At 68.2% G+C, this 12483-nt stretch carries 14 protein-coding genes; 7 read left to right on the forward strand and 7 right to left on the reverse strand.

What is annotated here, in order from left to right; all coding sequences use genetic code 11:
* The first annotated feature begins 73 nt into the window (after positions 1 to 73).
* Both GGR73_RS17565 and GGR73_RS17570 read left to right on the forward strand, forming a co-directional pair.
* Positions 74 to 382 (forward strand): DUF3247 family protein, encoded by a 309-nt coding sequence (locus GGR73_RS17565; RefSeq protein ID WP_016903450.1) that lies wholly within the window; start codon positions 74 to 76, stop codon positions 380 to 382.
* Between the two features lie 87 nt (positions 383 to 469).
* On the forward strand, positions 470 to 1804 hold the full coding sequence (locus tag GGR73_RS17570; protein WP_024940276.1) for a PQQ-dependent sugar dehydrogenase: 1335 nt from the start codon (positions 470 to 472) through the stop codon (positions 1802 to 1804).
* Between the two features lie 109 nt (positions 1805 to 1913).
* On the opposite strand, the gene GGR73_RS17575 is transcribed toward GGR73_RS17570, so the two are convergent.
* On the reverse strand, positions 1914 to 2174 hold the full coding sequence (locus GGR73_RS17575) for a hypothetical protein (RefSeq protein WP_087962350.1): 261 nt from the start codon (positions 2172 to 2174) through the stop codon (positions 1914 to 1916).
* 192 nt (positions 2175 to 2366) lie between these two features.
* Here GGR73_RS17575 and GGR73_RS17580 point away from each other — a divergent pair, with 192 nt between their 5' ends.
* Together GGR73_RS17580 and GGR73_RS17585 are read left to right on the forward strand one after the other, a co-directional pair.
* Positions 2367 to 3434 carry a class I SAM-dependent methyltransferase gene (locus GGR73_RS17580; RefSeq protein ID WP_184458127.1) on the forward strand — a complete coding sequence of 356 codons (1068 nt, stop codon included), beginning with the start codon at positions 2367 to 2369 and terminating at the stop codon, positions 3432 to 3434.
* Complete coding sequence (locus GGR73_RS17585; RefSeq protein ID WP_184458129.1) at positions 3431 to 4144, forward strand: pseudouridine synthase; 714 nt, start codon at positions 3431 to 3433, stop codon at positions 4142 to 4144. Before GGR73_RS17580 ends, GGR73_RS17585 begins: the two co-directional genes overlap by 4 nt.
* Before the next feature lie 76 nt (positions 4145 to 4220).
* Here the strand turns inward: GGR73_RS17585 and GGR73_RS17590 are convergent, their stop codons facing one another.
* From GGR73_RS17590 to GGR73_RS17615, 6 genes are all read right to left on the reverse strand, one after another.
* Complete coding sequence (locus GGR73_RS17590; RefSeq protein ID WP_184458131.1) at positions 4221 to 5027, reverse strand: SDR family oxidoreductase; 807 nt, start codon at positions 5025 to 5027, stop codon at positions 4221 to 4223.
* Positions 5028 to 5214: 187 nt separating this feature from the next.
* A complete protein-coding gene (locus GGR73_RS17595; RefSeq protein ID WP_184458132.1) occupies positions 5215 to 5775 on the reverse strand; it encodes a DUF1415 domain-containing protein in 561 nt (186 codons plus the stop codon).
* 135 nt (positions 5776 to 5910) lie between these two features.
* Positions 5911 to 6738 carry an alpha/beta fold hydrolase gene (locus GGR73_RS17600; protein ID WP_184458134.1) on the reverse strand — a complete coding sequence of 276 codons (828 nt, stop codon included), beginning with the start codon at positions 6736 to 6738 and terminating at the stop codon, positions 5911 to 5913.
* Positions 6725 to 8464 carry an ATP-binding protein gene (locus tag GGR73_RS17605; protein WP_184458136.1) on the reverse strand — a complete coding sequence of 580 codons (1740 nt, stop codon included), beginning with the start codon at positions 8462 to 8464 and terminating at the stop codon, positions 6725 to 6727. Before GGR73_RS17605 ends, GGR73_RS17600 begins: the two co-directional genes overlap by 14 nt.
* Complete coding sequence (locus GGR73_RS17610; protein WP_184458138.1) at positions 8457 to 8921, reverse strand: hypothetical protein; 465 nt, start codon at positions 8919 to 8921, stop codon at positions 8457 to 8459. Before GGR73_RS17610 ends, GGR73_RS17605 begins: the two co-directional genes overlap by 8 nt.
* 133 nt (positions 8922 to 9054) lie before the next feature.
* On the reverse strand, positions 9055 to 9540 hold the full coding sequence (locus tag GGR73_RS17615) for a YajQ family cyclic di-GMP-binding protein (RefSeq protein ID WP_016903460.1): 486 nt from the start codon (positions 9538 to 9540) through the stop codon (positions 9055 to 9057).
* Between the two features lie 106 nt (positions 9541 to 9646).
* On the opposite strand from GGR73_RS17615, the gene GGR73_RS17620 reads away from it, so the two are divergent.
* From GGR73_RS17620 to GGR73_RS17630, 3 genes are all read left to right on the forward strand, one after another.
* Positions 9647 to 10543 (forward strand): DMT family transporter, encoded by an 897-nt coding sequence (locus GGR73_RS17620; RefSeq protein ID WP_054592383.1) that lies wholly within the window; start codon positions 9647 to 9649, stop codon positions 10541 to 10543.
* A gap of 161 nt (positions 10544 to 10704) precedes the next feature.
* A complete protein-coding gene (locus GGR73_RS17625; RefSeq protein WP_154832686.1) occupies positions 10705 to 11712 on the forward strand; it encodes a methionine ABC transporter ATP-binding protein in 1008 nt (335 codons plus the stop codon).
* Positions 11709 to 12401 (forward strand): methionine ABC transporter permease, encoded by a 693-nt coding sequence (locus GGR73_RS17630; protein ID WP_024940266.1) that lies wholly within the window; start codon positions 11709 to 11711, stop codon positions 12399 to 12401. The genes GGR73_RS17625 and GGR73_RS17630 overlap by 4 nt, the downstream gene beginning before the upstream one ends.
* Positions 12402 to 12483 lie beyond the last annotated feature (82 nt).

Genomic DNA, 12483 nt, shown 5'->3' on the forward strand with positions numbered 1-12483 from the left:
GAAAGAGGCTGTTTACTGCCTCTTTCACGGCCGATGGCCTAGCGTGGTGCATTCCTTCGATGGAGATGACGCCATGTCCAGATACGCCCCGCATGTCTATTCGGAACAAGTACAGATCGCCACGCTCGAACACTGGGTGTCGCTGCTCGGTGGCCAGGAGCGCGTGCGCGTCGAGCTCGACGACGGCAGCATGATCAGCGGCACCGTCGCCGTGCGCCCGAGCATCCAGACCTATCTGGACGACCAGCAGCGCGAAGGCCTCAACGGCCAGTTGCGTATCGACCAACTGGATGCCGCGCAGGAGCCGCACTGGATCTGGATGGACCGCATCGTGGCAGTGCACCCCTTGCCGCTGGGCAGCGATCCGCAAGCGGCTCCCTGAGTCACGCATTGACGATGTGTTTACTTCTCGTCGTGGCGTTGACGGCATGATGGCCGATTGTCGTAACTGTTCAGGATCGATCGCGCAATGAATGCTCCCGCGTTGAAGCTCGCCCGCTGGCCGCTGTCGTTAATGACCGTCGCCCTCCTCGCCGCCTGCGGCGATACCGCCACGCTTGCCATCGAACAAGGGACCGGGCCGAACCCGCAATTGCCCGAGCCGGTCAAACGCCTGATCCCCACTGTCAAGGTGGCGCCGGTCAAGCGCTGGACCGAGAACGCCAAGCCGATCGCCGCCGACGACCTGCAGGTTGCCGCGTTTGCGCGCGACCTGGATCACCCGCGCTGGGTCTATGTGCTGCCGAACGGCGACGTGCTGGTGGCCGAGACCGCCGAGCCGCCCAAGCCGGAAGACGCCGAAGGCGGCGGCATCCGCAAGAAGGTGCAGGGCGCGATGATGAGCAAGGCCGGCGCCGTGGTGCCCAGTGCCAACCGCATCACCTTGCTGCGCGATGCCGATGGCGACGGCGTGGCCGAAGTGCGCACCCAGTTCATCAGCGGGCTGTTTTCCCCGTTCGGCATGGCCCTGATCGGCGATCGTTTCTACGTGGCCAATGCCGATGCGCTGGTGAGCTTTCCGTACAAGCCCGGCGAGACGCATATCACCGCCAAGCCGACCTTCGTGGCCAACCTGCCCGGCGGCCTGAATCACCATTGGACCAAGTCGCTGCTGGCCAGCGCCGACGGCAGCAAGCTGTATGTCGGCGTTGGCTCCAACAGCAACGTGGCCGAAAACGGCATGGAGGCCGAACTCAACCGCGCCGCGATCCTGGAGATCGACCCGGCCACCGGCAGCAGCCGCGTGTTCGCCAGCGGCCTGCGCAATCCGGTCGGCACCGCCTGGGAGCCGCAGAGCAAGTCGCTATGGGTGGTGGTCAACGAGCGCGATGAGATCGGCAGCGATCTGGTGCCGGATTACCTGACCTCGGTGCGCGACGGCGGCTTCTATGGCTGGCCCTACAGCTATTACGGCCAGCATGTGGACGAGCGGGTCAAACCGCAGAACCCCGAGCTGGTGGCCAAGGCGATCAAGCCCGACTACGCGCTGGGCCCGCATACCGCCTCGCTGGGTCTGAGCTTTGCCAGCGGAAGCCTGCTGCCGGAGCGCTTCCGCCAGGGCGCCTTCATCGGCCAGCACGGCTCGTGGAATCGCGACCCGCCCAGTGGCTACAAGGTGCTGTTCGTGCCGTTCGTCGACGGCAAGCCCAGCGGCACGCCGATCACGGTGCTGGATGGTTTTCTGGATGCCGAAGGCAATGCGCAGGGGCGACCGGTGGGCGTGAGCCCGGACAATACCGGAGCGCTGCTGGTGGCCGACGATGTCGGCAATGTGATCTGGCGGGTGACACCCAAGGCGCGCTGATCCAGACAACCCGCTGGCTCAGGCGTTCAAACGAAAAAACCGGGCCCAGGCCCGGTTTTTCCATGCGTGTGCCGCGATCGTGCGCGGTGCCAAGCCAATGCGCCCACGCTCAGCGCGGCGGTTCGGGCGAAGCACTGAAGCGGCGCGCATAGCCACGTTCTTCGGTGATCCGGCTGATGTCGTCATCGGCCATTTCCGGGGCGCCATACACCGCATATGCCACGCTGCCATCGTCGCGCTCGCCGACCTGGTGCAGGCGATAACGCGGCCGGCCCGCACCGGTGTTTTCGGGGTAGTGCATCGGTGGCGGGGTGTCATCCAGATCCATTTCGCTGTTGTCGACCACTCCACCTACGAACAGGGCTCGCATCGCGTCTCTCCGGTATTGGTGTGATTCCAGCCTAGGCGGGCGGATGTTGCGTGCGCATCAATAGACCGTATAGACATTGGAAGGGCCGCCGTCTGCAGATCACGCAATCGAATGCCCGCCCAAGCGGGCGCCAGGGCGGGCAGCACGCAGCGCTCCCTTACAATGGCGGCCTGTTCCCGACCCGATGATCCGATGGCTGGCCCGCACGATGCCCCGCTTCAAGCTCTGTTTCTGCCCTTCGCCCAGGGCGTGCTGCCATGGCCCAGCGGCCCGGTGCTGTTCCTGCGCGCGCGCGACGGGTTCCCGCTGCGCGAGCATGCGGCTGCCGATGCGCTGACCTGCGAGCAGAGCTTTCGTCCCTTCGCCGAAGCGCTGGAGCGCAACGGCTGGAACGTGCGCGAAGAGAGCGAGATCGAGGCCGACAGCACCCGTTATGCCCTGGTGCTGGTGTTGCCGCCGCGGCAACGCGAGGAAGCGCGTGCCCTGTTCGCGCGCGCGGTGGCGCTGGCCGCCCCGGGCGGCCGCGTGGTGGCCTGCCAGTCCAACAACGAGGGCGCGCGCTCGGGCGAGGCGGATCTGCGTCAGCTCACTGGCCTGGCCGGCAGCCTGACCAAGCACCATTGCCGCACCTACTGGAGCGCGCCGCTGCCTGCCGACACCGATGCGGTGCTGCAGGCGCGCTGGGCCGCGCTGGATGCGCCGCGCCCCATTCTGGACGGGCGCTTCGTCAGTCGCCCCGGTGTGTTCGCCTGGGACCGCATCGACCCTGCCTCGGCGCTGCTGGTCGAGCATCTGCCGAGCACCCTGGCCGGACACGGCGCCGATCTGGGCGCGGGCTTTGGCTATCTGTCGGCCGAGGTGCTGGCGCGCTGCCCCAAGGTCACCGGGCTGGATCTGTACGAGGCCGAGGCGCGCGCGCTGACCCTGGCGCGGCGCAATCTGCAGGCCATCGCGCATCCGGCGCAGCTGCAGTACCACTGGCGCGACGTCACCGCCGGCCTGGGGGCGCAGTACGATTTCATCGTCAGCAACCCGCCGTTCCACACGCCTTCGCGTGCCGATCGCCCGGATATCGGCCAGCGCTTCATCGCCGTGGCCGCGCAGGCGTTGCGCCCGGGTGGGCAGCTGCTGCTGGTCGCCAACCGGCATCTGCCCTACGAGTACGTGCTCAACGAAAGCTTCGGGCAGGTGCGCGTGGCCGCCGAACGCGACGGTTTCAAGCTGATTTCCGCCATCCGTGGCCGCGGAGCGCGCGCATGAAGCTGGTCAAGCACATCGCCAACCTCGGCTACGGCAGCCGCAAGCAGGTGACCCAGTTGTTTCGCCAGGGCGCGGTCACCGACGCCGCCGGCGAGGTGCTGTATGCCGACGACCAGGTGGAGCACGATGTGATCCGCATCGATGGCGAACCGCTGGATCCGCCAGCGGGCTTCAGCCTGCTGTTGCACAAGCCCGGCGGCTACACCTGCTCGACCAAGGACACCGGCCGGCTGATCTACGAACTGCTGCCGCCGCGCTTCCGTTCGCGCGCACCGGTGCTGGCGCCGGTGGGGCGGCTGGATCGCGAGACCAGCGGCATGTTGCTGATGACCGACGACGGCGCGCTGCTGCACCGGATCATTTCGCCCAAGTCGGCGCTGGACAAGGTTTACGACGTCACCCTGGCCGAGGACCTGCGTGGCGACGAGGCGGCGCTGTTTGCCAGCGGCACGCTGTTGCTGGAAGGCGAAACCAAGCCGCTGCTGCCGGCCGAACTGGACGTGCTCGGCCCACGCGAGGCACGCCTGACCCTGCACGAAGGCCGCTACCACCAGGTGCGGCGCATGTTCGCCGCCGCCGGCAATCACGTGGTGGCCTTGCACCGCAGCCGCATCGGTGGCTTGGCGCTGGACGGTCTGCCGTCCGGGCAATGGCGCGCGCTGGAGGCCGGAGATCTTGCGGTGTTGTTCGGCCGCAACGAGCAGGCCTGAGCCGCGCCGCTAGTGATTGCGCCTGCGGCGCTCCGGGCCTGCGCGGTCTACTGCAGGCCGCGTGCGCGGCAATGCCTCAGACGTACTGCATCTTGCGCGACATGCCGCCATCGACGATGAAGTCCTGCCCGGTCACAAAGCCGGACAGCTGCGGCGACAGCAGATAGACCGCCAGTTGCGCGATGTCTTCCGGTGTGCCGACCCGTCCGGCCGGATGCTGGGCATGGTCGCGCCGCGACAACTTGGGTGTGCGCCGGCGCGCCGGTGCGCGCCAGGCGTCGGTGCTGATCCAGCCCGGGCTGATGCTGTTGACGCGCACCTGCGGGCCTTCGCTCAGCGCCAAGGCGTGGGTGAAGGCCACCAGCCCGCCCTTGGCGGCGGCATAGGCTTCGCTATGCGGCTCGGATTGCCAGGCGCGGGTGGAGGCGATGTTGACGATCGCACCGCCGCCCTGGGCCTGCGCCAATGCGGGCAAGGCCTGCTTGCTGCACAGGAAGGCGCCATGCAGGCTGGCCAGCCTGCGATTCCACTCGTCCCAGTCCAATTGCGGCAATGGCGGCACATGCGGATCGGCCACGCCGGCGTTGTTGACCAGGCCATCGAGTCGCCCGAAGCGGGTGAGCGCGGTGGCGATCAGGCGCGTTGCCTGGGCCGGGCGCGCGGCATCGCACCGCACGAAGGCACTGCGTCGCGGCAATGCCCACTCCTGCAGGCAGGCCTTGCCGGCATCGGCATCCAGGTCGCCGATCACCACGCTGCCACCGGCGCCCAGCACCGCCTGCGCGATGCCACGGCCGATGCCTTGGGCGCCGCCGGTGATCACCACCACGCGGTCCTGCAACGGGGAGGGATTCCATGCGGAGACGGCGGGGGTCAGGGGCATCGGGCGCACCAGGGGAGTGAGGTCGCGCGCACTGTAACGCGGGCGCCGTGGTGGCCGTAGCAACGCGATCGCCGCGCGCGAGGCATGCAGATTGGTGGCTTGCCCGCCGTTATCGCGTCATGCCGTGCCGCTGCGCGCCGGCATCGCTGCGCGTTTCAGGCACGCGCCGCCGCACGCGATGCGGCGGTCAGTGCTGCGATGCGCTCAACAACCGCTCCCAGCCGTCCTGGCCCAGGCGTTCCAGCGTCTGGATATTGCGTTCGACGATCACGTACGGATCCGGAAACGCGGCCACCGCACGCTCCACGCTGTCTTCGCGCAGCAGGTGCAGGGTGGGGTAGGGCGAGCGGTTGGTGAAGTTGGCCACGTCATCCACCGCCGCGCCTGCGAACTGATAGTCCGGATGGAAGCTGGCCACCTGCAACACGCCACCCAGATCCAGCGCTTCCACCGCCGCATCGGCGTTGTCGAGGAAGTCGTTGTAGTCCAGGAAATCGGTGAGCACGTCCGGATGCACGATCAAGGTGGTGTCGATCTGCTCGGCCGGCGTGTCGCGCAGCAACACCAGCTCCTCGGCCAGTTGTTCGAGCAACGCTTCGGGCGTGCTGGCATCGCTGAGCACCAGCCTCACCTGCTCCTTGACGTAGACCGCCTTGGCGAACGGGCACAGATTCAGGCCGATCACCGCGCGCTCGATCCACTGGCGGGTGGCGGTCAACGGGTCGAGCGTGGCAGGCGTGGTCGTCATCGTGGCGGCGGCGTGATGGTGGGCCAGTGTATGCGATCGCTGCCGGCGCGGCCGCCTGTGCCGGTGCAGCGCAGCGCGGAGCCGGCGCTTGGCGGAATGCGGGGAGAACTGCAGCAGTTGCTGCGCTGACGCAGCCTAGGTGGCATCCGCATGCGTGTTTGCGCCGACATGCGCACGCAGGAACGCACTCGATGCCTGCGCAACTTTATCGGCGTGCGGGGTCTTGTGCGGCGAGCCGATCGCGTGCGCGCCGGTGTCGAAGGCCATCGCGCAGGTGTGCTCCGGCGCGCTGCCGAGCGCAGCGAACATCGCCAGCATCGCCGGCACCGAGGCGGTGGGATCCTCCTCGCCGTTGGCAGCGCGGTAATAGCCCAGAAACACCGGGCATTGCACGCGTGGCCACGGTGGATCGGCGGCAACCGCGTCGAACAGGCTGCGCAGCGCGCGGAATCCATCCGGGTGGATGGTGCCGGACCAGAACGCCAGCGACGCGGCGGTGCGCGGGCGTGGGTCGGTCAAGGGCGTCTGCGCGGCGCAGACCTGATCCAGCAGCGCCGGGTCGGCCGGCCGGATGCCCGGTGACCAGGCGACCACCGCAGCCACCGCGTCGGGGCGCTGCGCCGCAAGCCACAAGCCCAGCGTGGCACCCATGGACGAGCCGACGATCGCCACGCGTGTGCCCATGCGCTGTGCCTGCGCCAGTGCATCCAGGGCCGAGGCCTGTAACGCTGCCGGCGTCAGCCCCTGCATCGCGTCGGCGGCGCTGCGGCCATGCCCGGGCCAACGGTGCACGTACAGGTTGGCAGCCAGCGCATCGGCGATCTGCTCGGGCAGTTCGCCGGCTTCTCCCGGGCTGGCGGCGAACCCATGCAGGTACAGCAGCGCCAGCGGCGTGCGTCTGCGCGCGGCGGTGTGCCAGTGCCGGCGTGCCGCGTTGCCCGGTTTCAGGTCAGCCGGTTGCATGGCGGGCATGCGCGGCGAGGATGGCCAGCAATTGGTGCGCGTTGATCGGTTTGGACAGATAGCCGGCCACGCCGGCCGCGGTGGCCTCGCGCATCGAATCGGTGCGGGTGTCGGCGGTCAGCACGATGATCGGCGGCAGCGCGGCGATCGCCGTGCGCGCCTCCCCCAGCGCGTCCCAGCCCGAGGTGCCGGGCATGTGCAGGTCGAGGAACACCAGGTCCGGCGCCGCCTCGCGGATGCGCTGTACCGCGTTGCTGCCATCGCTGTGAAAGCTCACCCGGTGCCCGGCGCGGGTGAGCAGATTGCCGATCACCAGCCGATTGGTGTCCATGTCCTCGAACACCAGGCAATGCAGCGGCGGCACCGTCGCGGCATGCTGTTGCAGGGCCTCGCGCAGCGCCGGCGGGCGGCAGCCTTGCGCCGCGGCGGCGGCCAATTCGAAGGTCCAGCGAAATACGCTGCCGCCGCCGGGGTTGTCGCGCACGCTCAGGCTGCCGCCCATCGCCTCGGACACCGACAGCGCAATGAACAGGCCCAGCCCGACCCCGCCCTCGGCACGGCTGAAACCGGTGCTGAGCTGGCTGAAGGGCGTGAAGATATAGGCCTTCTGGGCGTCGGGGATGCCGATGCCGGTATCGGTCACGGTCACCGCGATCGCCCAGCGCTGCTGCACCTGCGTGGCGGCGATCAGCACGTCGACCGCGCCACCGGCCGGGGTGAACTTGATCGCATTGATGACCAGGTTGGTGCTGACCTGTTCGATACGCCCTTCGTCGCCGATGAGGTCAGGCGTCTGCGCCACATCGCTGCGCAGCGCCAGCGCCACGCCCTTGGTCGACGCTGCACTCGCGCACACCGCTTTGACCGTGGCCAGCACGTCGAGCAGGCTCAGCGGCTTGCTGTGCAGCTGCAGCCGGCCACCGTCGATGCTGGCCACGTCGATCACTTCGTTCACCCGATGCCGCAGCGCGATCGCATTGACCGTCACCGCCTGCATCAGTTCGCGCTGTTGCGCCGACAAGGTGTCGCTGTCGATCAGCTGCGCGCAGTTGATGACCGCGTTCAACGGCGTGCGCAGTTCGTGGTTCATGGTGCTGATGAAGCGGCTCTGCGCATCGCGCGCGGCCAGCGCCTGCAGGGCGATCTCCTGCATTGCGCTGACGATGCGCGCCACCAGCAGCGGCAGCACCACGCTCAGCGCCACTGCATACACAAAGTAGGCCGGCCGCGACAGCCAGTAGCCGGCCGGCGCGGTCAGCAGCATCAGCACGAAGGTGCTGAGCAGCACCGGCAGCGTCGCCTTCTGCCCATAGCGCGCCACCGCGGCGATGGTGATGAAGGGCAGGAAGGCGTTCAGCGACATCAGCAGGATGAAGGCCAGATAGGTCTGGATGCCGATGAATAGCAGGTTCATCGCAAACCCGACCGCGTCCAGCCACTCGCCCGGCGGGATGATCCTGCGTCGCACCAGCACCATCCAGATCACCGCCACCATCCACAGCGTCGCTGCGGTGGGGAAGACCGCCTGTGCATCCCTGACCAGCACCGGCTGCGGCCCGTACAGCCAGCCGAAGCACCACAGCGCCACGATGGTCTGCACGATCACCCGGCCGACGCAGGCGCGATATTCCAGGAACGATTCGAACAGCCGCACCAGCCTGTCGTTGCGCAGCTGCCGGGCGGCCAGAATCAGGCCGGGCGCTGCACGGTTGGATCCACTACGCATGGGGGGCGGTGTCGTCGTTGGGAAGGGTGCGCCGGTAATTCTCGACCAGCAGGCCGGCCGCGGTCGCAATCGCGGTGTAGCGCTGCGCGAGCGCGGCCCCCGGTTCGCCGCCGTCGACATCGCCGCGCAACCGGTCGCAGGCGTTCAGCAGTTCGCAAGAGCCGGTCAGCGAGAGCGTGTTCTTGAGCGCATGGATCTGCTCCAGTGCCTGCGCCTGGGTGGTGCTGGCCTGGCCGAGCGTGCAGCTGGCGATGGCGCGCTGCACTTCCACCGCAAACGCATCGGCAAACGCTGCGGCCGCCAGCGGGTCCAGCCCGGCCAACGTGTGCAGCGTCGAGCCGGCTTCGATGCGTGGCTGTGCGTGCGTCACGGCGCACGCCGTCCCGGCAGCGGGCGGCGCCTGCGGCACCGTGGCCGGGTGCGCGCGTTGCAACAGGCTGGAGAGCAGGCCGCGCATGCTTGCATCAGATCCGTAACGCGCCGGTGCGCGCGCGTCCGATGCCCGGGCAGCGGACGGCCGGTACGCCGCGCTGTGCGGCCCGCCTGCACAGCGCGGCACGACAAGGCGCCGTGTCAGCCATCACGCGTGCTCAGTCGCGGAAGTTGTCGAACTGCAGCGGCAGCTCGAAGTCGGCCTTCTTCAGCAGTGCCATCGCATCCTGCAGATCGTCGCGCTTCTTGCCGCTCACGCGCAGCTTGTCGCCATTGATCTGCGCCTCGACCTTGAGCTTGGCTTCCTTCAGCTTGGCCACCAGCTGCTTGGCCTGCTTCTGTTCGATGCCCTGCTTGACGGTGACCTTCTGGCGCGCACCGGCCAGGTTGGTTTCCATGTCGCCGAACTCCAGGCAACGCACGTCGATGCCACGCGCCAGCAGGCGCGCGCGCAGGATGTCGGTCATCTGCTTGACCTGGAAATCGCTGGGCGCGGACTGGTTGATCGCCTTGCCGTCTTCCAGCTCGAACCTGGCCTCGACCCCCTTGAAATCGAAGCGCGTATCCAGCTCGCGGTTGGCCTGGTCCACCGCATTGGTCAGTTCGTGCTTGTCGACTTCGGACACCACGTCGAAGGAAGGCATGCAAAGCTCCTGCTGTCTGTAAACAGCCGCCATTCTAGGGCATCGCGTCATCGCCCCTGTCGACACAGGGTTGCCAGGCTGCGCGCACGCGCAGCGATAATGGTCCATGCCCACCACCCGCTCTCCGCTTCCCGCCATCGCCTGGATGGTGGCCGCCGTGGCCTGTTTCTCGCTGATGGATGCGGGAATGAAGCTGCTGTCGGCGCATTACCCGCCGCTGCAGGTCACCCTGCTGCGCGGCGCCGCCTCGCTGCCGTTCGTGCTGGTGTGGGTATTCGCCACCGCCGGACCGCGCTCGATCGTGCCGGTGCGCTGGGGCCTGCACCTGCTGCGCGGGGTACTGGGCATGGTGATGATCGGCTGCTTCGTCTACGGCCTGAAGCGCATGCCGCTGTCGACCGCCTACACGCTGTATTTCGTCGCCCCGCTACTGGTGGCGGCGCTGTCGGTGCCATTGCTGGGCGAGCGGGTCGGGCCACGCCGCTGGACGGCGATCGGCATCGGCCTGGTCGGGGTGATCGTGGTATTGCGCCCAGGCGTGGACGGGCTGATCTCGCTGCCCGGGCTGATGGTGCTGCTGGCGGCCACCGCCTATGCCATCGCCGCCATCACCGTCAGTCTGCTGACCCGCACCGACACCCCGCAGGCGATGGTGGTGTGGTTCCTGCTGTTCATGGCGGTCGGCGCCGGCCTGCTGGCCATTCCCGACTGGGTGCCGTTGCGGGGCGAGCACGCCTGGCTGATCGCCGGCATGGGCTTGGCCGGCGCACTGGGGCAGATTGCGCTGACCCAGGCCTTCCTGCGCGGCGAGGCCTCGATGATCGCGCCGCTGGAATACACCGGCCTGGTCTGGGTGATCGGCTGGGACTGGCTACTGTGGCAGACCCTGCCCGACAGCTGGACCTGGACCGGCGCCGGTATCATCGTCGCCAGCGGGCTGTATCTGCTGCGCCGGGAGCGGATTCGGAAGGCGGATCGGCCGATGTCGTTGGATAAGCCGTGATTGGGGATTCGGGATTTGGGATTCGCAAGAGCAACGGCAAGGCGCTTTGGCTGTTACGAATCCCCAATCCCGATTCCCCAATCCCCAACTTAGAACTCATTGGAATATCGTCCGCAAACATTGACTGGTAGGCTTCACGGCCCCCCAATCGGCCACGCGCGGTGATCCAGTTTCAGCGCCTGCACAAGTCTTATTCCGTTGACGGTCGCCAGATCGTGGCGCTGCATCCACTCGATCTGCGGATCGGCCCCGGCGAGGTGTTCGGCATCATCGGCCATTCCGGTGCCGGCAAGTCGACCCTGATCCGGCTGATCAACCGGCTGGAAGAACCCAGCGGCGGGCGGCTGCTGATCGGCGACGAGGACGTCACCGCGCTGGACCGCCAGGGCCTGCGCGCGCTGCGTCGGCGTGTCGGGATGATCTTCCAGCACTTCAACCTGCTGTCCTCGCGCACCGTGGCCGGCAATGTGGCGTTTCCGCTGGAACTGGCCGGCACCCCGCGCGCCGAGGTCGATGCGCGCGTGGCCGAGCTGCTGGCACGGGTCGGGCTGGAGCAGCATGCCAGCAAGTATCCGGCGCAGCTGTCCGGCGGGCAGAAGCAGCGCGTGGGCATTGCGCGCGCGCTGGCCACCCGGCCGCAGATCCTGCTGTGCGACGAGGCCACCAGTGCGCTGGACCCGCAGACCACCGCCTCGGTGCTGCAGCTGCTGGCGCAGATCAACCGCGAGCTGGGCCTGACCATCGTGCTGATCACCCACGAGATGGACGTGATCCGCCGGGTCTGCGACCGCGTCGCGGTGCTGGATGCCGGCAAGCTGGTGGAAACCGGCCCGGTGACCGAGGTGTTCCTGCATCCGCAGCACGCCACCACCCGGCGCTTCGTGTCCGAGGCCGAGCATGTGGACGAAGCCGAGCTGCATCGCGACTTCGCCGCGGTGGGCGGGCGCATCGTGCGGCTGACCTTCCTGGGCAACGGCACCTACGAACCGGTGCTGGGCCGCATCGCCCGCGAGACCGGGGTGGACTACAACATCCTGTCCGGGCGCGTGGACCGCATCAAGGACACCCCGTACGGCCAGCTCATCGTCGCGCTGACTGGCGGCGACCATAACGCGGCACGCGCCGGCTTCGTCGCCGCCGGCGTGCACGTGGAGGATCTGCGCGTATGACTCTGATCGCCACGACAAGCGGGTTTTTCCGCAATCTCGATGCCGCCAAGTGGGGCGATATCGGCCAGGCCACGCTCGATACCTTGCTGATGCTGGCCGGCGCGCTGCCGCTGACGCTGCTGATCGGCCTGCCGCTGGGCGTTGCGCTGTTCCTGTGCGGTGCCCCGCAGCTGCGCCGCCGCCCGGTGCTGTACGGGGTGCTCGCGGCACTGATCAACCTGCTGCGCTCGGTGCCCTTCATCATCCTGATGATCGCGATGATTCCGCTCACGCTGATGCTGATGGGGACCTCGCTGGGCGTGCGCGGCGCGATCCTGCCGCTGGTGGTCGGCGCCGCACCGTTCTATGCACGGCTGGTGGAAACCGCCTTGCGCGAAGTGGACCGCGGGATCATCGAAGCCAGCCAGGCGATGGGCGCCACCACCCGCCAGCTGGTGCTGCGCGTGCTGCTGCCCGAAGCGCGCCCGGGCCTGATCGCCGGCGCCACCGTGACCACCATCGCGCTGATCGGTTTCACCGCGATGGGCGGTGCGATCGGCTCCGGCGGGCTGGGCGATGTCGCGTACCGCGAGGGCTATCTGCGCTCGCATTCGGATGTCGCGCTGATCACCGTGATCGCCCTGCTGGTGCTGGTGCAGCTGCTGCAGATGCTGGGCGACTGGCTGGTGGCGCGCTACAGCCGGCGCTGAGCTTGACCGCGATCGCGTGTTGTCGGCGCGCGCAGGGCCCAGCAAGCACACGGGCCCGCCGATCGCGGCTCCACCTGCGGTC

Source organism: Xanthomonas sp. F14, assembly GCF_014199865.1.

Bases quoted from the DNA above. Each gene is read 5' to 3' on its own strand.
- GGR73_RS17565 (WP_016903450.1), top strand. From the start codon at position 74: ATGTCCAGATACGCCCCGCATGTCTATTCGGAACAAGTACAGATCGCC.
- GGR73_RS17570 (WP_024940276.1), top strand. From the start codon at position 470: ATGAATGCTCCCGCGTTGAAGCTCGCCCGCTGGCCGCTGTCGTTAATG.
- GGR73_RS17575 (WP_087962350.1), bottom strand. From the start codon at position 2,174: ATGCGAGCCCTGTTCGTAGGTGGAGTGGTCGACAACAGCGAAATGGAT.
- GGR73_RS17580 (WP_184458127.1), top strand. From the start codon at position 2,367: ATGGCTGGCCCGCACGATGCCCCGCTTCAAGCTCTGTTTCTGCCCTTC.
- GGR73_RS17585 (WP_184458129.1), top strand. From the start codon at position 3,431: ATGAAGCTGGTCAAGCACATCGCCAACCTCGGCTACGGCAGCCGCAAG.
- GGR73_RS17590 (WP_184458131.1), bottom strand. From the start codon at position 5,027: ATGCCCCTGACCCCCGCCGTCTCCGCATGGAATCCCTCCCCGTTGCAG.
- GGR73_RS17595 (WP_184458132.1), bottom strand. From the start codon at position 5,775: ATGACGACCACGCCTGCCACGCTCGACCCGTTGACCGCCACCCGCCAG.
- GGR73_RS17600 (WP_184458134.1), bottom strand. From the start codon at position 6,738: ATGCAACCGGCTGACCTGAAACCGGGCAACGCGGCACGCCGGCACTGG.
- GGR73_RS17605 (WP_184458136.1), bottom strand. From the start codon at position 8,464: ATGCGTAGTGGATCCAACCGTGCAGCGCCCGGCCTGATTCTGGCCGCC.
- GGR73_RS17610 (WP_184458138.1), bottom strand. From the start codon at position 8,921: ATGCGCGGCCTGCTCTCCAGCCTGTTGCAACGCGCGCACCCGGCCACG.
- GGR73_RS17615 (WP_016903460.1), bottom strand. From the start codon at position 9,540: ATGCCTTCCTTCGACGTGGTGTCCGAAGTCGACAAGCACGAACTGACC.
- GGR73_RS17620 (WP_054592383.1), top strand. From the start codon at position 9,647: ATGCCCACCACCCGCTCTCCGCTTCCCGCCATCGCCTGGATGGTGGCC.
- GGR73_RS17630 (WP_024940266.1), top strand. From the start codon at position 11,709: ATGACTCTGATCGCCACGACAAGCGGGTTTTTCCGCAATCTCGATGCC.